Here is a 20151-nt window from a genome sequence, read left to right as displayed (position 1 = left end):
GTAAAGGAGTCAAGCGATTCGCGGATCGACGTCAGCGCCGACCGCCCGCGTGCTCGATGTCGTCGAGCTGCTGGCGCGGTCCGGAAGTTCGCGACTGCGCTTCTCCGACGTGGTGCGCGAGCTGGATCTCACCCAGGCGACCGCGCACGCGATTCTGAAGACGTTGTGTGACCGCGGTTGGGCAAGTCGCGATCCGGTCGCGAAAACTTTCACCCTCGGTCCCGCGCTCGCCGTGGTGGCCGCCCGCACGGACACCGCCCGGCCGCTCGCGCATGCGGCGCGATCCGCGGCGCTGCGACTCTCCCGCGAAGTCGGCTACGCCTGTTCGGTGGTCGAGAAGTTCGGTGATTCCCTGGTGGTCACCGCATTTGAGGGTGAACCGGCCACTCAGCCGTCGGGGATACCGGGTGATCGCATCCCGTACGCGCCGCCGTTCGGCGTCGCGATGGCGGCCTGGGACACCGAGGAGGAACAACGCGCGTGGATCCGGCGTGGCGCCGGCGGCAATGCCGACCGCACGCAGCGCCTCCAACAGGTGTTGGCGCACACGCGTGAACGGGGCTTCGACGTCGATTGGACGACGCCGGCCCTCGCGCAGGCGGTGCAGGTGGTCGGCACGCTGGACATAAGCGAGATCCCGACTCCGGTGCGTCACATCATGGACCAGTTGCTGGTCGAGTTCACCACCATCGGGTTCCTGTCCGACGACAACCCGGGCCGCCGCAAGCAACCCGTCGTGACCATCGCCGCGCCGGTTTTCGACGACCGGCGGCGCGTCGCCCTGATGGTGGCCGTGCACCCGCTATGCGCGCTGAGCGCCCGCCAGATCAAGGACATCGGTAAACACCTGACCGACGAGACGGCCGAACTCAGCGGATCGTCACCAAGACCCGACACGCTGCATCGAGTCATCTAGCGCACGGCGTCCCCTGCTTCTCGTAGCCGTTGCTTGCCGCCGCGTACGCGTCGTACGGCAATCATTTTGGGGATTGCGGCTACGTGTCCGCGCGCCCCGGTACGCCGGCGTCGAATGCGTTGATGGTGACGGCGACCATGGAGAAACAACCCACCAGAAAAACGATTTCGGCTGCCCCGTCCTCGCCGAAGTGTCGGACGGCGGAACGGTAAGTGGTTTCGGGGAGCGCGCCGCCACGGTTGAGTGCCGCCGCCATGTCGTAGGCCGCCCTTTCGTCGTCGGTGAGATCGGCGGGGCGCTCGCCGCTGGCGATGGTGGCGATCTTTTCTTCGGACAGCCCGGCGCGCCGAGCGAAGTATTCATGCCCGTAGATCGCGTAGCGCGCCCCGAACCTTGCGACGGTGACCAGGATGACCAGTTGGTGGATACCGCCGGGCAACAGCCCATGCTCCCACAGCGATCTGTTGAACGCCCAAGCCGGCGAGCCGAATTGGGGAAAGTGAAGCCAGCCGTTGAATGGGCCGATCAGTGCTTCGTCGCCGCGGTAAGCGACGAGTTCGCCGAAGCCGCTATCGATTACAGCCCGCATGTCGGCATACAAGTCCTTCTGTGTGGCGGTCAGACTGGTCGGCGGCAACGGCGGAAGTCGCACGGCGCTCACTCCTTACGATCGGACGGATTAACCCAGCCAATCGCGGGAAGGCCGACGCGTCCACGACCCAGTTTCGATCAGTGGTAAGTGGCGCTTCCTACCCCAGGTAGGCCCACTTAAAATCGTCCTATGGAACTGCGGCAACTGCGCTACTTCGTCGCTGTTGCCGAGGAGTTGCACTTCGGGCGCGCGGCCAAGCGGATCCACATCTCGGGACCAGCCCTGTCGCAACAGATCATCGCCCTGGAACGTGAGCTGGGCGCCGACCTGTTCGTCCGCGACAGGCGCAGCGTCCGGCTAAGTGAAGCGGGGCGCAGCCTGCTGCCGGATGCCCGCAGGATGTTGGCCCTGGCCGATGAGTCCAAGAAGCGACTACAGCGGGCGGCGGTCGACAGTGTTCCGATGCGGCTGGGTTACGTCAGCTGGTTGCCCGACGACATTGCCGCCGCACTGGCGCCGGCGGTGTCGCTGCGACTCGACGAATGGGTCCTGCCGTCACACGTGCAGGCCGATCGCGTCGCAGAGGGCACCCTGGATGCCGCACTGACCTGGGTCACCGCGCAACAGGCGAGGGAGCGCGGACTGACGACGTACCTGGTGCGCGCCGAGCCGCTGCATGCGGTCCTTCCAAGTGTGAGCTCAGCTGCACCGATTGCAGCGCAACAGCTTACAGTTCTGCTCGACGCGGACGAGTCGGCCTGGACTTCGTGGAATCGTTTCGCCGGTGAGTTCGCGGTCGCGACCGGAGCACGTGTTGTCCGGATCGACGACGGCGGCGTCACCGGCCCCGCGTTCTACGGCCATGTGCGCCGAATCGGCGCGCCGATTCTCGCTTCGCCCAAGCGACATAACGCCGTAACTCCACCGAGTCTGGGCCGGCGGCCCGTTGCCGACCCGGTGCCGCTCTGGACGTGGTCACTGGTGCACCGCGAAAATGACGACCGTCCCGGCGTACTGCATCTCGTGGAGTCGCTGCTGGAACTGGCGAAGGGCCGGCATTGGCCGCTCCCTCCGGCCGGCCGTTGGTGGATCCCGGCCGATGATCCCCATAGGAGCGCGCTCGACGGCACTGAACAGCGGTAGGAAGTTCGGCTGAGCACTTGTAGGCACTTGGTCCTGGACGGTGGTGGGTTGCCGGGCTTTGCTGGGATGCAGCGGCAGAAGGGCGAATAATCATGGGACAGAGATACGTCGTGGAGGATCTCGCCGGGTTCGTAGTCGATGCGGCGCAATCGGATCTCGGCGCACACGCAGGTGCGTTGTTGAAACGCAACGTGCTGGACAGCATCGCGTGCGCGGTCGGTTCATTGGACGGCGAGCTCATCCCGACGCTTCGCGAACACACCGCCCAGTTCGGTGGCGCCCCGACGACCACCCTGGTCGGCGGCGGGCGGGCGTCGGTGGACCAGGCCGCGTTTTTCAATGCGGTGCTGGTGCGCTATCCCGATCTGCTCGACACCTATCTGACGGTGGGCGGGCTCTGCCATCCCGCCGACAACGTCGGCGCCGTTTTGGCCGTGGCCGAGCACACCGGCGCCGGCGGAGACGACTTTCTGCTGGCGCTGGCGGTCGCCTACGAGGTCCAATGTCGTTTCAGCGCACAGGTTCCCGTGATGGCCCGCGGACTCAACCACGCGCTGCAGCTCTCGATGTCGGTCGCGGCGGGCAGCGCGAAGCTGCTGGGACTGAGCGCCGAGCAGACCGCCAACGCCATCGCCGCCGCGGCCGCCGACAACGTGTCGCTGGCGACGGTGCACGCCGAACCGGTTTCGAACTGGAAGGGCATCTCGCCGGCGATCACCGGCATGCGTGCGGTGTACACCACGATGCTGGCCGCGCGCGGTATCACCGGACCCAAGTCGCTGTTCGAAGGCCCCCACGGGCTGGTGCAGCTGTTCGATCAGCCCATCGATCTCCGCACCGGGGACCGGGGTCTGGACTGCGTCGCGCAGACCTACTTGAAGCAGTACTGCTCGCTCATCCACGGCCAGGTGGTGATCGATGCGGTGCTGGCAGTCCGCAGCGAGAACGGTTTGCGCGGCGCGGATGTCGCGCGGGTCGTCCTCGAGGTCTTCCAGGGGGCATACGACTTCGCCGGTGGGGGAGCGTACGGCGACAAAGAACATCCGGTCACCAAGGAGCAGGCCGACTACAACCTCAAATACCTGACCGCGGTCGCCCTGATCGACGGCGGTGTCGGCCCCGAACAGCTTGAGAACGACCGGGTTTCGCGACGTGACGTCCAGGAACTGCTGTCGCGGGTGGAGGTCAGGCCGGCCGCCGATCTGACCGCGGATTATCCGCAACGCACGGCGGCCCGGGTGCACGTGATCGCGAACGACGGGCGAGAGTTCAGCCGCGAGCAGTCGGATTACGAGGGATCACCCACCCGCCCGATGTCCTGGGAACGGGTGGTGGACAAGTTCGGCTGGCTCGCCGAACCGTTCTGCGACGACCCGCTGCGCGACGACATCGTCGCCGCGGTGGCCCGGCTCGACGAAATCCCGATCGCCGAACTCACCGGCCTGCTCGGGTCGGTGTGTCCCACCGCCCAGCGCGCCCGCAGCAAGCCGCGCTTCTGACGCCTTGTCACGCAGGTTGTGCGCGCCCCCTTGCGTGGCCGACCGCCCGCCGTGAATGATCCGGCGATGGGCAAAGAACACGGCCACAACCGATGGGAACTGGTGACCTGCGCTGTTGGCGGCCACGTCACCTATGCACCCGACGAGAAGTCACTGGCCGACCGGCTGAGTGGGCGCACCGGGCTGGGTGACGTATGGCGCTGCTTGCGGTGCGGCGAATTCACCGTCGGCGAGCCGCATGGTCGTGGCCGCGCCGAAGACGCACCGATGATCATGCGCGGCAAGGCATTACGCCAGGCCATCATCATCCGCATACTGGCGGTGGAACGCTTGTTCCGGGCGGTGGCGATTGCGCTGGCGGCGTACGCGGTGTGGAAGTTTCGCGGAGCGCGCGGCGCCATTCAGGCCACCTTCGATCGCGACCTGCCGGTCTTTCGCGCCGCGGGCTTCAAGGTCGATCAGATGACGATCGTGCACGAGTTGGAGAAGGCACTGGCCGCCAAGCCGTCCACCCTGGCGCTGCTGACCCTGATGCTGGCCGGTTATGCGCTGCTCGAGGTCGTCGAAGGGGTGGGCCTGTGGCTGCTGAAACGCTGGGGCGAATACTTCGCGGTGATCGCCACCTCGGTCTTCTTGCCGCTGGAGATCTACGACCTGGCCAGGGGCATCACGATGACCCGGGCGGTGACTTTCACCATCAACGTCGCCGCGGTGATCTACCTGCTGATCTCGAAACGGTTGTTCGGGCTGCGGGGCGGCCGCAAGGCCTATGACGAGGAGCGGCGCGGCGAACAGCTGCTCGACGTCGAGAAGGCCGCGGCGGAAAGCTGATCGATACTGCCCTCGTCCACTCAGCGGGCGGGGCCCCTCGGAGCGGCAGGTTCACCGGGCATACTGCCCTGAGAACGGAGGAGCCTATGGGGACCTATGCGATTACCGGGTCGGCTTCGGGGATGGGCCGCGAGACCGCGCAGCGTCTTCGGGACAACGGCCACACCATCATCGGTGTCGACATCAAGGACGCCGACATCGTCGCCGATCTGTCGTCACCAGATGGGCGCAAAGAGGCCGCCGACCGCGTCTTGGGGACTTGCGACAACAGACTGGACGGCGCGGTGCTGGCGGCCGGTCTGGGTCCCAGCCCCGGCCGGGATCGAGTCCGCCAGATCGCCGCGGTCAACTATTTCGGGGTAGTCGAACTGCTGGTCGCCTGGCGCTCGGCGCTGGCGGCCGCTGAACGCGCGAAGGTTGTTGTCGTCGCTAGTAATTCGACAACGACGGTGCCCGCGGTGCCGCGCCGGGCCGTGAAGGCGCTGCTTGATCACGATGCCGATAAGGCGCTGCGAACGGTGCGGTTCCTGGGTCCGGCGGCGCCGACGATGATGTATGCGGCGTCCAAGATCGCTGTCAGCCGTTGGGTGCGGCGACACGCGGTCCTGCCGGAGTGGGCCGGGTCGGGCGTGCGCCTGAACGCCCTGTCGCCCGGTGCGATCATGACACCGCTTCTGCAAGAACAATTGTCGGACTCCCGGCAGGCCAAGGCCGTCCGGTCGTTCCCGGTCCCGCTCGGCGGCTTCGGTGACGCGGGACACATGGCCGAGTGGATGTGCTTCATGTTGTCCGATGCCGCCGATTTCCTGTGCGGCAGTGTAGTGTTTGTCGACGGCGGCACCGACGCGTATTTCCGTTCCGACGACTGGCCCAAACCAGTGCCGGCATATCGATTGCCCGGTTATCTACGCCGGTTCAAGGGTTTTCACTAGCAAGTAAGGTTGCGTACCCCGCGTTGCGGCATAGGTGTGCCGTACGCCACAGATTGGCTTTTCGTCGCGTTTACCACGGCGCGGCACCCCCGTAAAACAGCTGCGGTGCAATTGAATGAGTCGGCCGCGCAGGCCGAAATAACAAAGGAACACACTGTGGCTACACTTCCGGCCTGGGTCAGCCAGGCTCCCGCCACTCTCGACGTGATCGCGCCACTGAAGTCGCGCGCCTCCGGCGTCCTGCACGTGATGCTCAAAGGCAAGCGGGGCCCCGCGACTGCGGGTCCGCGCCTGATGTCCAGGGGCGTCGAACGCTGCTGACCCCCAGACGGGCAGACTGGGGCGACGGTGAATGACTACGCGAAGCACGACGACTACTGGAACCACAACAGCGCCTATCACCCCTGGCTGGTCGGTATCGCCTCGCGGAACCGCGGCGATGTTCTGGACGTCGGATGCGGGGAGGGGCTGCTGGCTCAGCGGTTAGCCGCGGTATCACGCAGCGTCGTGGGCATCGATGCGGATCCGATATCGGTGTGGCGCGCATCGGAGCGATTGCAGCCGATCGGAAACGCCTCGGTGGAACTGCTGCGGTTCGAGGATCTCGAGCCGGCCGAACGTTCCTTCGACCTCATCACCTTCGTCGCCAGCCTGCATCATCTGCCGCTGCGCGCCGCATTGCAGAAGGCGCGCGAAATGCTGCGCCCCGCAGGAAAATTGGCTGTCATCGGACTGTCCGCCAACAAGAGCGTCACCGACTGGGTCTGGGCCGGTCTTTGTACACCGGCGGCATACGCGGGTTCGTTGCTGCACCGGGAAACTCGCAACATCGGGGTGGCGGTCGCCGATCCCCGCGAAAGTCTGGCCGAAATACGGCAGACCGCAACGGAGGTCCTACCGGGGGCCGGCATCCGGCGAGGTCTCTACTACCGGTACCGCCTGCTCTGGCAGAAGGCCTGAGTTCGCGGCCCGATCGCGTTCGCGCCGCCGGGCCCGGGAGGCCCGCAGGTTGACGGCGTTGCCGCACGTCTTGACGTCGTGCCAGACCCCGCTGTTGTTCCTCGAACGGTCGTAGAACGTCGAACCGCACCGGTGGTTGTTGCAGCGCTTGATCCGCCGCCACGTATCGGCTTGCTGACTCAGCAGAATCTCGCCCCACAGGGCCGATGCCAGCCAGCGCCAACCGCTGCCGCTGGGGTCCAGCCGCACCTCACCGGTATCGGACAGCGCGAAAGATGCGCCAACACCGCCCACGCCCCGACCGCTCGGCGGTTCGCCGGCCACTAGCCGCTCGATGGTGGCCCGCAGGGTGCGCAGCTTGGCCAGATCCGCGTCGCGCAACTCCGGCGGCGACAAATCCACATCGCGGAGGGACGACCACGCCCGGACCGCGGTGGCCGCCCAGTCGCCGGCGCTCTCCGTGTCGGCCAGCAGGTCCGGCCCGTACCCGTCGATGGCCCTCGTGTTGAGGAAATCCTGGACCAGGCCGACGCCACCCGGAGCCGTGGCGCAGCCGTACCGCTGTGACGCACCCCACGGAATAGACATAGGTAAAGAATAATTGATTATGTCGAACCAGTCACTAACGTGACGCAAACAAAATAGCTTTGCCTAGGTCAAAAGGAGCGGGTCATGGTCAACGTCAAGGGGTCGACGGTGGTGGTCACCGGCGGGCAGCGCGGTCTCGGCAAGGCCATCGTGGCGGAATTGCTGGAGCGGGGCGCGGCCAAGGTTTACGCGACCGCGCGGGCGCCGAAGCCCAGTCAGGATCCCCGGGTGGTCAGTGTCGAATTGGACGTCACCAAGCCCGAGTCGGTTGCGGCGCTGGCTGTTTCGGCTCCGGACGCCGACATCGTCATCAACAACGCGGGCGTCCTCGGCGCGCGCAAGCTGCTCGACAGCGACATCGAGGAAGTGCGCGCCGTGTTCGAGACGAACTACTTCGGCGCGCTCCGGGTCGCCAAGGCGTTCGCGCCGATCCTGGCCGGCAACGGTGGTGGCGCCCTGGTCGACATCGCCTCGATCTTGTCCTGGATGCCTGGATCCGGCGGGTATGGCGACTCCAAGGCGGCACTGTGGTCGACGACGAACTCGCTGCGTATCGAGCTCGAGGAGCAGGGCACCCTGGTCGTTGCCGCGCACCTCAGCTTCACCGACACCGACATGACCACCGGCTTCGACGCACCCAAGAACGACCCGCGCCAGGTGGCCCGCGCGATCGTGGACGGCATCGAGGCGGACGACACCGAGGTGCTGGCCGACGACGACACCCGCTACGTCAAGGTGGCCCTGTCCGGCCCGGTCGGGGCGCTGCCCCGGATGGGGTGAACCGCCTGGACGCATGAAGGTCTGCCCGAAGGCAGATCCCCGTCTTACGACGGTGGGTCAAGCAGGCCCTTGCGGTTGGCCTCGCCCAAAAATGGGCTTACTGCACTTCGAGCAGACCACCGGGGTTGCCCCGGCACCCATTACGGTCGCATCCCGACCGTCGGTGCTGCGATGGCCAAAAGTCCTCAGCGGCTCGGCCCAAAGTCACCAACGCACCATGCTGCGCGACATGCTTGGATAGCGGCATGTCCGATACGGAAGCTGAACGCGTCGTCAGCGCCACCCGCGTGATGTCAGCCAATGCCGCCCGGATTTTCGAGCTGATCGCCGACCCGTCCCGCCAGCCCAGCTGGGACGGCAACAACAACCTGGCATCGTCGGCTCCCGGGCAACGGGTCCATCGAGTGGGTGACGTGTTCAAGACGACGCTAACCAATGGTGCGGTGCGGGAGAACCACGTCACCGAGTTCGTCGAGGGCAGTAAAATCGCTTGGCGCCCAGCCGAACCCAACAAGCAGCCGCCGGGCCACCTGTGGCGTTGGGAGCTCAGCCCGGTCAACGCCGAACTCACCACGGTGACCCACACCTACGACTGGACGGCGCTGAATGACGCCACCCGACTCGAGCGCGCGCGTGCCACGACGGCGGACATGCTGCGCGAGTCGATGGATCGGCTCGCGATGCTGGCGCAATCGCCGGAATAGGGCCCGGCATCCGGTCGCGGAAACGCCGGGCGGGTCAGCCCTTCTTACCGCGCACCCATTGGAAGGTGCCGAAGTTCTTGACCCGCACGCTGGCAAAGCCGTTGTCTTCCAAGACATCACCGATTTCGTCGTCGTCGAACGCGTGCGCCCCGACGTTCGGCAGCATTTGCCAGTACCGGGCCAGGCGCCCGGCGGTCGGAACCATGACGGCCAGCCTGCCGCCGGGCCGCAGCACGCGCGCGATCTCGGCAAGGGCGGCGGATGGGTCCGGAACCAACTGCAGTACGGCCGTCGAAATCGCCACGTCGATAGTGTTGTCGCGCAGTGGAAGTCGTTGCGCATCGGCCTTGATGAAGCCGACCTGCGGGCCGGCTTCATTGCGGACGGCGCGGGCAAGCATCGGCTCGGAGATATCGATACCGAGGGCCAGCCCGTCGGGGCCGGCGGCGCGCGCCAGCGACGCGGTGACGTTGCCCGGACCCGAGCCGACGTCCAGCGCGATACCGCCCGGCGGGACCGCCAACCACTCCAGCGGCAGTTGCCATGCGCTGATCCAGCGGCGAGACAGGGCCTGGGCGTTGTCGTAGAGCATCGACCCGATCGGTGACGCCCAAGCCGCCTGGATCGGGCCGGTGTTCTTCTCGACCTCGCCGTCCCCCGCCGGGCCGGCGCCGAGCAGGTCGAGGTAACCCTTGCTCACGTCGGGATCGGCCGGCGGATCGATGAGCAGATCCAGCGCTCGCCGAAGCGCGGGAGGCAGCGAGATGTGCACGTCGGTCATGCGTACTCCTTCGATCAAATGTCAAGCTGGGCGCCAGAAATCGAATGGAAAGCCGCGAAGCCTCGGCTCCGGTAAGTCCCCGATCGCAGCCTACGCCGACGCTTCGACCGCTGCGATTTGTCGCGTGGTCACCGCCGGACGGCGGCGTGCTCGCGGACCAGGGCGTACAGGCGCCAGTAACCGGGCACGCCCTTGAGCGCCGTCTCGCCGTGGTCGCCGAACCTGTGCCGCGACCCGGTGACGATGTCGCGCAGCGTGGAGGACACCAGCACCTCGCCGGGTGCCGCGAGTGCGGCCACCCGCGCGCCGATGTGCACGGCCATGCCCGCCACGTCTGCGCCGCGGACCTCGACTTCGCCGGCGTGGATGCCGACCCGCACCTCGATGCCCAGCACCCGAACGGCGTCCACCAGGGCGTCGGCGCAGGCGATCGCCGCGCTCGGGCTGCTGAACGTCGCGACGAATCCGTCTCCGGCCGTGTTGACTTCGCGGCCGCTGAAGCGTTGCAGTTCGTGGCGCACGATCCGGTCGTGGTTGTCCAGCAGGTCGCGCCAACGGTGGTCACCGAGGATCGCGGCGCGCTCGGTGGAGCCGACGATGTCGGTGAACATGATGGTGGTGAGCAGCCGTTCGGCGTCGGAGCCGCCGCGGACCCCGGTGATGAACTCCTCGATCTCGTCGAGCATGGGCGCGGTGTCGCCGACCCAGTACAGGGCGTCCTCGCCCGGGCACTCCACGAGTCGCGATCCGGCGATGTGCCCGGCGAGATAGTGCGCGTGCTCGACGGGGCTGAAGTCCTGGTTGTCGCGATGCAGGATCAGCGTCGGCACGGCGACCCGAGGCAGCCTGTCGCGGACGTCGCCCTCCCTGATCTTGTTGATGAACGCGCGGGCCATGCTCGGCGAGGCGGCCCGGTTACCGGCCATGTCCCACCACGAGCGGAACGCCTCGTCGTCCGCGACGGAGGGCGCGATGATGCCGAGCATGTCGAAACCCTGCTCGACGGCGTCGGGCTCCATCCCGACCGTCGTGAATTGATCGGCGGCCTCGAGCTCGGCGCCGATGGGGTAATCGGGGCCACGCAGCGTGCGTGCCGCGCCGTTGGCGATGACCAGGCTGCTCACCCGGTCGGCATGGTCGGCCGCGAGAACGATCGCGGCCAGCGTGGTGAACCCCGGGGCGAAGATGGTTGCCCGCTCGCATCCCACCGCGTCCATGACCGCGAGCGCATCGTTCGCCCAGGATTCCGGGCCGAGCATGTCCAACGAGGGAACCCGCGACGACAGGCCGATGCCGCGCTGGTCGAACCGGATCACCCGGCAGAACGACGCGAGTCGGCGATGGAAGCGGTACATCGACGGCTCGAGGTCGACGCAGTCGATCGGGATCAACGGGCCCGGCAGCATGAGCAGGTCGATCGGGCCATCGCCAAAGACCTGATAGGCGATGTCGATCTCGCCGCAACTGGCGTACCGGGTCCGCGGAGCCGCAGAACTCCCAGCCACGGCTTCAAGGCTAGTTCAGGGTGCCGACAATCGAGGTGCCTTGGCGGCCCCGCTGATGATCGGAACCAGGTAGCGGGCGGCGTACTCGCGAACCGCGGCCGGGTCCGAGGTGTCGAGCCGGTCGGTGGGAAACACGATGATGCCCAGCGCCACGCGAAGCAGGATGTCGGCGATGTTGTCCAGGTCGGAGTCGGCCGCGCCGGCGCCGCAACGCCGCAGGGTGTAGGCGATCCCGTCAGCGAACTGGCGAATCGGGAAGGCGTGCGAGCGGGAGAACAGGCCGAACAGTTCGGGTTCGCTGTCGGCGATCCGCGAATACAGCGGTGAGTCTTGAACCAGGCGAACCCCGAGTGCGAACGCCTCGACCACCGCCTGTTGCGGATCGCAGCCCCGTGTCGCTTGGTCCAGGGTGATGAAGAACAGGCCGGCCTCGCGCCGCACCACCTGTGCAAACAGGTTCTCCTTGGTCGGGAAACGACGGTAGATGGTGCTGCGGCTGACCCCGGCCCGCGCGGCAATGTCGTCGATATTGGCGCGACGCACGCCATAGGTCTCGAACACGCTGCGCGCGGTGTCCAAGATGGTGCGATCGAGATCGGTGAGCGCCTCGGCAACGGCAGAACCCGGTTCGGACTGCATGATTCGCGGCATCGTATCAACTCCTCGGCCTGGTCCATCGCCGATTTTTCCGGGCCCCGGGCTGTGCACCGGCATCGAGCCCTTGCTAGGCTTTGAAACAAAGATACGGCTTTGTGTCATTGGTTCACAATGCGTGGTCGGGGATGCCGTGACGCGCGGCTCCCTGCGACAAGGAGGTGGGCATGACCGCCCAGAACGACGCGGTGACCGCGGGGTCGCGGTTCGACACCGGCGTCCGCGAAGCGATGCCCATGCCCATCGACGACGAGATCGCCGGCACCTCCCCGCGGCTGGGGCCGGACTCGTTGATCTGGAAGTTTTACGGAGACAACCGGACTCAGCTCTTCGGGTTCCAGCGCACCGCCGGGGTAGAGAACTGCATCGAGCAACTCGCGCAAGGCGTGCTGGACCACTCCGTCATCTTCAGCGACACGCTGGGCCGGGCCAAGCGGACCGCGCCGCCCCTGATGAACACCGTCTACTCCGATCAACCCCACGAATGGGGCCGCAAGGTGCGGGACTTCCACAAGACGATCAAGGGCACCATCAGCGACGGATCGAGATATCACGCGCTGAACCCGGAGCTGTTCTACTGGGCGCACGCCAGCTTCGTCGACCAGGTCATCTACAACACCGACACGTTCATCCGCCGGCTGTCCCGTGCCGAAAAGGAACAGATCTTCAACGAGGGCAAGCTCTGGTACAGCCTGTATGGCGTCAGCGACCGGGGACAACCGCAGACCTACGACGACTTCCTGGCCTACTGGGACGAGATGCTCGACCGGTTCGTCCCGCACAAGACCGTGCTGTACGGCACCGGCTACATTCGCAAAGGCATACCGGGGCCACGCCGGATTCCCAAGCCGGTATGGAAGGTCCTGTCGGCGCCGTTGAACGCCTACACCCGGCTGGTCGTGGTGGGAACCCTGCCGCCGCAGATGCGCGAGGTATGCCAGCTGCCGTGGGATGCCAAGAAGGAGAAGCGATTTCAGCGCATCGCCGCGGCCGTCCGCGCGCTCAACCCGCTGCTCAACCGGCTCCCGATCCGGGTGCTCTACACGAGCTGGGCGGCCGACGCGTGGAACCGCGCGGGCGTCGATCCGCGCCGGCTGCACAACCGGCCGGCCGCGTAACAGAATCCGCCACCGCCGCAGTTATCGTGACACCGCACGGGCCCATGAGGCATCGTGGTTAACCGGCTCCGCATTGGGGCATTCCGCTAGGTCGGCCGCGTAGGTCGGCCCAGCGAGCCGATGGCAGGGCGACCCGAAGGAGGACCGCGATGCAGATGACGGGCAATACCGTTCTGGTGACCGGTGGTGGCAGCGGCATCGGCCGAGGCCTGGCCGAATCGTTTCACCGGCTGGGCAACCAGGTGATCATCGCCGCCCGGCGCAGCGACCACCTTCGGGCCGTGGCCGAGGCCAACCCGGGCATGCAAACCTATTCGCTTGATCAGGGCGACCCCGCCGACATCCGGCGATTCGCCACCAAGCTGACCGACCAATACCCGGACCTCAATGTGCTGGTCAACAACGCCGGCATCCAGCGGGTCGAAGACCTCACCGGCAGCAACGTCGGGTTGGCCGAACAGAGCATCGCGATCAATCTGCTCGGTCCCATCCGGCTGACCTCGGCCCTGCTGCCGGCGTTGTTGCGCAAGCCGCACGCCACGATCCTCAACGTGACGTCCGGGCTGGCCTTCATGCCCAGCGCGCTCACCCCCACCTACTGCGCCGCCAAGGCCGCGCTGCACTCCTACACCGAATCGCTGCGGTTCCAGCTGCGCGACACCTCGGTGCAGGTGATCGAGATCATTCCGCCGCACGTGCGGACCGCGCTGCAGGGCGAGCGGGGATTCGACCCGCGGGCGATGCCGCTGGAGGATTACATCACCGAGACGATGACGCTCTTGCAGACGAAGCCGCAGGCCAAGGAGATCGTGGTGGAGCGCGTCAAGATGTTCCGCTTCGCCGAGCGCGACGGCACTTACGACGACATCTATCCCCGTTTCAACGAGGCGATCACCGCCATGCTCGGCAGTTAGGCCACGCCCGGTTCGGCTTGCCCGGCTACCCGCGCAAACCGGCGCGGCGCTGAACGCCGCGTGCACGCAGATGAAACTCCCTGTGAAATAAGGTGATAGAGCGCGACGGTGACCTGCGCACACGAGCGATGTCCTTGGCGTACCGGTCCGCGATGGGACAGGATCGAGGGCATGGCCGCAGTCGATTTCACGTTGTTGGACGTCCCGCGATCGGCACCCGTCGAGGACGCCGAGGCCTATTTGCGCGCGGTGATCGCCTGGCACTTCGGCGACGACACCGGCTCGCCGTTCTGGCTGCGGACCGCCCGCGGGTTGGACTTCAACCCGTTGACCGACGTCACCACCTTTGCCGACCTGCGGTTGTTTCCCAACCTGGTCAACGAATTACGCAGTGTCCCAGTGGAGGACCTCATCCCGCGGGGTTACGCCTCGCCGGGATCGCCGCCGCCGCTGCCCCTGATCTTCGAGTCCGGCGGCACCACCGGCGCCCCGAAACGCACTGTGCAGATGCCGGATTGGGTCGCGCAGGTCATCGAATGGCAAACCGAGGACTTCGCCGCCGGCGGCTTTGTGCGAGAGCGGGGCTTCCTGTGCCTGATGCCCAGCGGGCCGCACGGCGTCGGCTACTTCTCCCGGCTGGTGTCGCAGCGGCTGGGCGCGGTTTTTCACGCGATCGACATCGATCCCCGCTGGGTCAAAAAGATCGCCGCCCGCGCGGCCGCCCGCGAAGTGGCGGCCTACGTCGACCATGTCGTCGAGCAGGCCGTCTACGTGCTGCAGACGCAGAATGTCGCGAACCTGCACACCACCCCGCCGCTGCTGGAGGCGATCGCCCGCAACGACCGAGTGGTCGACCTGGTCAACGACAAGATCCGCTATCTGTTGCTCAGCGGTGCGCACGTGGACGCCGACACGCTTGGCCTGCTGCGCGGCATCTTCCCGGCGACGACGATCACCATGGCGTTCGGCAGCACCATGGTGTTGTCGCAGGCGGTCACCCGAACCGTCGACGGCGACGCGTTCGTCTTCGACCCGCGCACCCCGTACGTGGTGTTCTGGGTGGCCGACCCCGACACCGGCGAACGGGTGCCGTACGGGCAGCCGGGTCAAGTGGTGATGAACCACCTCAGCAAGGGGATGTTCATACCGAACAACCTGGAGCGCGACCTGGCGATCAGGATGCCCGGACCGGCGGGCGAACTCAGCGATTCGGTCAGCGAGGTGCGGCCGGTGGCCACTTTCGAAGGCGAGGCCGTGATCGAGGGTGTGTACTGAACGTGGGGCGTGAAAACCAATTCGCCGCAGCCGGTTTGGTAGCCCTCGACGCGCTCGGCGCGGACGGCGAATTCCGGACCCGCAAGAGGGAGGTCGTCGCGACCACCGGCGGTGTGGCGGCCGCGGAGTTGAGCATCGTTCCGCCGCTGTACGTTTCGCGCACGCTGGGCGCGCAGCGCAAGGCCGCGCCGCTGCCGCTTGCCCAACGCGCGGCCGCGCTGTCCCGGGCCGCCGAGATCTTCGCGAACGGCGTGATCGCCGGACTGGATTTCGAGGCCTACGTCGAATTGACCGGCCGGATTTCGGGCATGCCGATCGCGATCACGCGCGCCGGGGCGCGCGGGGTGGCCGACGCGGTCGCCGGCGCCTTCGACGCGGTCCGGCCGGCTCGGCCGGTGGGGGCGACGCTGGACTGGCGCGAGGAGCGCACCCGCGCGGGCGGCGCGCTGTGGGTGCGGCGCGGGGAGGTGTTCGCCGTACACGCGGCCGGAAACGGCCCCGGCGTCCACGGGCTCTGGCCGCAGGCGCTCGCGCTGGGCTACCGGGTTGCGGTGCGCCCGTCGCGGCGCGAGCCGCTGACCGCGCATCGGCTGGTGTGCGCGCTGCGGCAGGCCGGCTTTCGCGCCGAGGACGCCGCCTATCTGCCCACCGACCATGCCGGGGCGGACGAAATCATCCGGTCCGCCGACCTCGCCATGGTGTACGGGGGCCAGGAGGTGGTCGACAAGTACGCCGACGATCCAACGGTGATCGTCAACGGGCCGGGTCGCACCAAGATCGTGATCACCGCCGACCGCGACTGGCATGACTATCTCGACGTCGTCGTCGAGTCGATCGCCGATCACGGCGGCATGGCGTGCGTCAACACCACCGCGGTGCTTTACGAGGGCGATCCCGCACCGTTGGCCCGGGCGATCGCCGAACGGTTGGCGGCTATCGAGCCACTGCCCACCGATGACGAGCGAGCGGTCCTGCCCACCCAGCCCATCGATAAGGCGCGGGCCCTGGCGAACTTCCTGGCGGCCAAGGCCGCCGGGTCAACCCCGCTGCTCGGCGCCGATCAGGTGGTCGCCGACCTCGGCGACGGATACGCCGCGCTGCGTCCCGCCGTACACCTGATGGCCGAAGCCGACGTGGACAAACTCAACCTCGAGTTGCCCTTCCCGTGTGTGTGGGTGGCGCCCTTCACGCGCGGTACCGGGGTGGAGCCGCTGCGGCATTCGCTGGTCGTCACCGCGATCACCGGCGACGAGGCGCTGATCGACGATCTGGTCGCCGAACCGACCGTCGCCAATGTCTACTGCGGTCATCATCCGACGTGGATGCACGCACCGGAGATTCCGCACGACGGATTCCTGGCGGACGCCCTGATGCGCAACAAAGGCTTCATCGGGGAGTAGGGCTGTCCCGACATAGGGCGTCGGACAACAGAACCCCGCGAGCCGGTTACTCGCCGAAGCCCCCGTGCGGCGACGCGACCGAGGTCGCGCCGGGGCCGCCGGTGCCCAGGTGGCTGGAGGCGAAGGCGACGCCCTTGTCGATCATGGCGCCGTCGTCGGCGTAGGTGTCGTGGGCGGCGAAGTTCATCCCGTCGGAGCAGACCGGGTCTTCGGTGGCGCAGACCTTGACGGTCTTGTCGACGAAGGTGGGTCCGATGACGACGGGCGGTTCACCGAGGAAGTTCATGGCCCGCACGTTGGGCATGCCGAACAGCACGACCGAGGAGACGTGGCTGGCCACCGAGGGGTCCAAGGGTTTGGGCACGGTGTTGGGGTCGATGCCGTCGGGCACGGCGGCCGAGGTGACAAAGCCCATCACGGCCGCGCCCTGGGAGTAGCCGCCGAGCACCATCTTGGTGTTGGGGCAGTCGTGGGCCATCGAAACCACGTGGGCGCCCGCGTCTCTGACGCCGTCGATGCCGGTGTCCCACTGGTCGGTGGCGGGGTAGTTGACCGGATAGACGTCGAAGGACCGTGAGCCCACGCGCTGGCGCAACGAGTCGACGAAGGCCTGACCGGTGGGGCCCACACCCGGTGCTTCACCGGTGCCGCGGGCGAACACCACTTGCACGTCCGGACACTGGGCCGAGGCGGAGGGAATAACGGAAGCGGACATGGCCGAGAAGGCCACGCCCGAGGCTGCGATAACTACTGCGGGACCAAGGGAACGAATGACGTGACGTGCGATCATGCCGCCATTGTGCCCAGCCGACACGCCTCTTAAACACGGGAAACACCGAAATTACTGTGTTCTCATAAAAGAACCGCCGCTGATGCGGACGGGCTGAGATTGGTTGTGCGCGGCGCTCATCCGGCGCGGGCGCTCGCACTGCGTGTGCCCGGCAATCATCGAGTTTGCCCCTGGGAGTCGTTACGGCCGGGGCGGAGCGCGGGCCCGCGGTGCAATGTGGTGTGCTTCTGGTAGTTACGAGTCGGGGCACGGTGAAGCAACGGCCGACCTCGACGAGCGGCTCGAGTGAATGCGGCAGCGAAGTGAACGCGATAACGCAAGCCCTGAACACGATCACGGACCACGTCGCCAACCCGGCGCGGGTGTCGGATCCCGGCAAGTTGCGCGACGCCGTCTCCGGCAAGACCGCCTTGGTGACCGGCGCCTCCTACGGGATCGGCGAGGCGACCGCGCGCAGCCTGGCCGCCGCGGGGGCCACCGTGCTGGTGGTCGCCCGATCCGAGGACAGGCTGTCCGACCTGACGGCATCGATCGACGCCGGTGGCGGTCACGCGGTCGCGTACCCGACCGACCTCACCGACGAATCGGCCGTGACCACCCTGACCAAGCGGATCACCGAGGAGCACGGCCCGCTCGACATCGTGGTCAGCAACGCCGGCAAGTCGTTGCGCCGCTCGCTGCACGACCAGTACGACCGACCGCACGACTTCCAGCGCACCATCGACATCAACTATCTGGGGCCTGTCCGGCTGCTTCTTGGCCTGCTGCCGGCCATGCGCAGCAACGGCAGCGGGCACATCGTGAACGTGTCCAGCGTTGCCGTGCGGGTCGCACCGGGTCCGCAGTGGGGCGTCTACCAGGCGTCAAAGGGCGCCTTCGATCGTTGGCTACGCAGCGTCGCTCCGGAACTGCACACTGACGGTGTCGAGGTCACCACGGTCTACTTCGCGCTGGTCCGCACCAGGATGATCGCGCCCACCCCGCTGCTGGGCCGCCTTCCCGGTATGTCGCCGGACGAGGCCGCCGACGCGATTGCCAAAGCGATCATCGAGCGGCCCCGCACCATCGAACCGCCCTGGGTGCTGCCGGCCGAGTTGGCCTCGGTGCTCCTGGCCGGCCCGGCCGACTACGCGGCCAGGCTGTGGTATCGCCGCTTCTTCACCGAGCCCGACGACGATGAGGCCGACCATGACGAATGACCGCGTGGTCACCACCGCCGCCCGGGCCCTGATGCATTCCGGTCTGCTCAATCCACCGGCGCCGCTTGCGGCTTTCCGGCTGCTCCACGAGGCACGCCGGGGCGGCACGAATCCCTACACGCTGTTGGCGGTCACGACGGCCCGCTGGCCCGACCGAACGGCGATCGTCGACGACGACGGGGCCCTCAGCTATCGCCAGCTGCAACTGGCCACCGAGTCGCTGGCGCGGCGGTTGTCCGGTGAGGGTGTCGCGGCCGGACAGGCGGTCGGGGTCATGTGCCGCAACGGACGCGGTTTCGTGGCGGGCGTTTTCGCCGCCGCTCTGCTCGGCGCCGACGTCGTCCTCATCAGTACGGAGTTCCGCAGCGACGCGCTGGCGGCCGCGGTGGAAAGCCACCGCATCTCAACGATCGTCGCCGACAACGAATTCGCCGAGCGGGTCCGGGCCGCCGACGAATCGGTTGTCCCCATCGACCCCGCGACGGTTGGGATCGACGAGGACGCCCGCCGGCCGGACGTGGCCGCACCCGGCCGCATCGTGCTGCTGACCTCGGGCACCACCGGCAAACCCAAAGGGGTGCCGCGCACCCCGCGGATGCGCTCCGCGGTGGGCGTCTGGGTGACACTCCTCGACCGCACCCGGTTACGCACCGGATCGCGAATCTCGGTGGCAATGCCCATGTTTCACGGACTTGGGCTGGGCATGCTAATGCTGACGATCGCCCTTGGCGGCACCGCGCTCACGCGTCGTGACTTCGACGCCGAAGCCGCGCTCGCCCAGGCGTCGCTACACCGCGCCGACGCCTTCACCGCGGTGCCGGTCGTGCTCGCTCGCATCCTGGACCTGCCCGACGAGGTGCGGGCCCGAAACCCGGTGCCGTACCTGCGGACGGTGATTTCCAGCGGCGACCGCCTCGACCCCACTCTGGGCCAGCGGTTCATGGACGCCTACGGCGACATCCTTTACAACGGCTACGGCTCCACCGAGGTCGGCATCGGTGCGCTGGCCACGCCGGCCGATCTGCGCGAGGCGCCCGAGACCGTCGGAAAGCCGGTCGCCGGGTGCCCGGTGCGCATCCTGAACAAGAACAACCAACCGGTCGGGCCGCGGGTCACCGGGCGGATCTTCGTCGGCGGCGAGCTGGCAAGCGAGGGTTATACGGATGGTGGTGCCAAGGCCGTCGTCGACGGCATGACCAGCACCGGTGACATGGGCTATCTCGACAACGCGGGCCGACTGTTCATCGTCGGCCGCGAAGACGACATGATCATCTCCGGCGGCGAGAACGTCTACCCGCGGGCGGTCGAAAATGCCCTCGCCCAGCACCCCGCCATCTCCGACAGCGTGGTCATCGGTGTTCCCGACGAACGGTTCGGGCATCGGTTGGCGGCGTTCGTGGTCGCGCAGCAGGGCAGCGAGATCGACGAGGCGGAGCTGCGTGAATACCTCAAGGGCCGGGTCTCCCGGTTCGAACAGCCCCGCGACATCAACGTCGTGGACAGCATTCCGCGTAACCCCGCCGGCAAGGTGCTGCGCGGGGAGTTGTCCGGCTAGACACGATCGTCCGCC

Annotated in this window: 21 protein-coding genes; 15 read left to right on the top strand and 6 right to left on the bottom strand. The window is 67.3% G+C overall.

The features are described from left to right. The first annotated feature begins 49 nt into the window (after positions 1-49). The gene (locus A5688_RS25950; protein WP_067913864.1) at positions 50-916 is read left to right on the top strand and encodes a helix-turn-helix domain-containing protein; all 867 of its coding nucleotides are present in this window, start codon (positions 50-52) and stop codon (positions 914-916) included. Between the two features lie 79 nt (positions 917-995). On the opposite strand, the gene A5688_RS25945 is transcribed toward A5688_RS25950, so the two are convergent. Beyond that, positions 996-1517 (bottom strand): carboxymuconolactone decarboxylase family protein, encoded by a 522-nt coding sequence (locus A5688_RS25945; RefSeq protein WP_242660371.1) that lies wholly within the window; start codon positions 1515-1517, stop codon positions 996-998. Positions 1518-1697: 180 nt separating this feature from the next. Between A5688_RS25945 and A5688_RS25940 the strand changes: the two genes are divergently transcribed. From A5688_RS25940 to A5688_RS25920, 6 genes are all read left to right on the top strand, one after another. After that, positions 1698-2651 carry a LysR family transcriptional regulator gene (locus A5688_RS25940; protein WP_067832408.1) on the top strand — a complete coding sequence of 318 codons (954 nt, stop codon included), beginning with the start codon at positions 1698-1700 and terminating at the stop codon, positions 2649-2651. A 110-nt stretch (positions 2652-2761) separates the two neighbouring features. Then, positions 2762-4150 carry an MmgE/PrpD family protein gene (locus tag A5688_RS25935; protein ID WP_067913960.1) on the top strand — a complete coding sequence of 463 codons (1389 nt, stop codon included), beginning with the start codon at positions 2762-2764 and terminating at the stop codon, positions 4148-4150. A 66-nt stretch (positions 4151-4216) separates the two neighbouring features. Continuing rightward, the gene (locus A5688_RS25930) at positions 4217-4981 is read left to right on the top strand and encodes a DUF2127 domain-containing protein (RefSeq protein WP_067832405.1); all 765 of its coding nucleotides are present in this window, start codon (positions 4217-4219) and stop codon (positions 4979-4981) included. An 86-nt stretch (positions 4982-5067) separates the two neighbouring features. Further along, the gene (locus A5688_RS25925) at positions 5068-5913 is read left to right on the top strand and encodes an SDR family oxidoreductase (RefSeq protein WP_067913867.1); all 846 of its coding nucleotides are present in this window, start codon (positions 5068-5070) and stop codon (positions 5911-5913) included. Between the two features lie 156 nt (positions 5914-6069). Continuing rightward, positions 6070-6234, top strand: coding sequence for a hypothetical protein (locus A5688_RS27865; protein WP_165606908.1), 165 nt, complete (start codon positions 6070-6072; stop codon positions 6232-6234). A gap of 27 nt (positions 6235-6261) precedes the next feature. Then, a complete protein-coding gene (locus A5688_RS25920; RefSeq protein ID WP_067832401.1) occupies positions 6262-6873 on the top strand; it encodes a class I SAM-dependent methyltransferase in 612 nt (203 codons plus the stop codon). Here the strand turns inward: A5688_RS25920 and A5688_RS25915 are convergent. After that, the gene (locus A5688_RS25915) at positions 6808-7398 is read right to left on the bottom strand and encodes a CGNR zinc finger domain-containing protein (protein WP_067832422.1); all 591 of its coding nucleotides are present in this window, start codon (positions 7396-7398) and stop codon (positions 6808-6810) included. The two genes, A5688_RS25920 and A5688_RS25915, sit on opposite strands and share 66 nt — an antisense overlap. A 147-nt stretch (positions 7399-7545) precedes the next feature. On the opposite strand from A5688_RS25915, the gene A5688_RS25910 reads away from it, so the two are divergent. Next, the gene (locus A5688_RS25910) at positions 7546-8241 is read left to right on the top strand and encodes an SDR family oxidoreductase (protein WP_067913872.1); all 696 of its coding nucleotides are present in this window, start codon (positions 7546-7548) and stop codon (positions 8239-8241) included. A 245-nt stretch (positions 8242-8486) separates the two neighbouring features. Then, a complete protein-coding gene (locus A5688_RS25905; protein ID WP_067828131.1) occupies positions 8487-8945 on the top strand; it encodes an SRPBCC family protein in 459 nt (152 codons plus the stop codon). A 34-nt stretch (positions 8946-8979) separates the two neighbouring features. Here A5688_RS25905 and A5688_RS25900 read toward each other — a convergent pair whose 3' ends face one another. The 3 genes from A5688_RS25900 to A5688_RS25890 form a co-directional block, all read right to left on the bottom strand. Then, positions 8980-9726 carry a methyltransferase domain-containing protein gene (locus A5688_RS25900; RefSeq protein ID WP_067913875.1) on the bottom strand — a complete coding sequence of 249 codons (747 nt, stop codon included), beginning with the start codon at positions 9724-9726 and terminating at the stop codon, positions 8980-8982. 128 nt (positions 9727-9854) lie between these two features. Next, a complete protein-coding gene (locus A5688_RS25895; protein WP_067828136.1) occupies positions 9855-11231 on the bottom strand; it encodes an adenylate/guanylate cyclase domain-containing protein in 1377 nt (458 codons plus the stop codon). Between the two features lie 15 nt (positions 11232-11246). After that, the gene (locus A5688_RS25890) at positions 11247-11870 is read right to left on the bottom strand and encodes a TetR/AcrR family transcriptional regulator (RefSeq protein ID WP_067828148.1); all 624 of its coding nucleotides are present in this window, start codon (positions 11868-11870) and stop codon (positions 11247-11249) included. 182 nt (positions 11871-12052) lie between these two features. On the opposite strand from A5688_RS25890, the gene A5688_RS25885 reads away from it, so the two are divergent. The 4 genes from A5688_RS25885 (at position 12053) to A5688_RS25870 (ending at position 16592) form a co-directional block, all read left to right on the top strand. Continuing rightward, positions 12053-13003, top strand: coding sequence for an oxygenase MpaB family protein (locus tag A5688_RS25885; RefSeq protein ID WP_067828139.1), 951 nt, complete (start codon positions 12053-12055; stop codon positions 13001-13003). A 149-nt stretch (positions 13004-13152) separates the two neighbouring features. After that, complete coding sequence (locus A5688_RS25880) at positions 13153-13917, top strand: SDR family oxidoreductase (protein WP_067828143.1); 765 nt, start codon at positions 13153-13155, stop codon at positions 13915-13917. A 171-nt stretch (positions 13918-14088) separates the two neighbouring features. After that, entirely contained in the window at positions 14089-15192 is a 1104-nt protein-coding gene (locus tag A5688_RS25875) for an AMP-binding protein (RefSeq protein WP_067828146.1), read from the top strand. 35 nt (positions 15193-15227) lie between these two features. Then, positions 15228-16592, top strand: a complete 1365-nt coding sequence (locus A5688_RS25870) for an aldehyde dehydrogenase family protein (RefSeq protein WP_067828151.1) — start codon at positions 15228-15230, stop codon at positions 16590-16592. 46 nt (positions 16593-16638) lie between these two features. On the opposite strand, the gene A5688_RS25865 is transcribed toward A5688_RS25870, so the two are convergent. Next, the gene (locus A5688_RS25865) at positions 16639-17382 is read right to left on the bottom strand and encodes a cutinase family protein (protein WP_067913878.1); all 744 of its coding nucleotides are present in this window, start codon (positions 17380-17382) and stop codon (positions 16639-16641) included. Between the two features lie 302 nt (positions 17383-17684). On the opposite strand from A5688_RS25865, the gene A5688_RS25860 reads away from it, so the two are divergent. Continuing rightward, on the top strand, positions 17685-18581 hold the full coding sequence (locus tag A5688_RS25860) for an SDR family NAD(P)-dependent oxidoreductase (protein WP_067826882.1): 897 nt from the start codon (positions 17685-17687) through the stop codon (positions 18579-18581). Further along, entirely contained in the window at positions 18571-20136 is a 1566-nt protein-coding gene (locus A5688_RS25855) for an AMP-binding protein (RefSeq protein ID WP_067913963.1), read from the top strand. Before A5688_RS25860 ends, A5688_RS25855 begins: the two co-directional genes overlap by 11 nt. Positions 20137-20151 lie beyond the last annotated feature (15 nt).

Source organism: Mycobacterium mantenii (assembly GCF_001667865.1).
GTDB lineage: Bacteria > Actinomycetota > Actinomycetes > Mycobacteriales > Mycobacteriaceae > Mycobacterium > Mycobacterium mantenii_A.
This window is presented reverse-complemented; position numbering and strand designations above follow the sequence as displayed.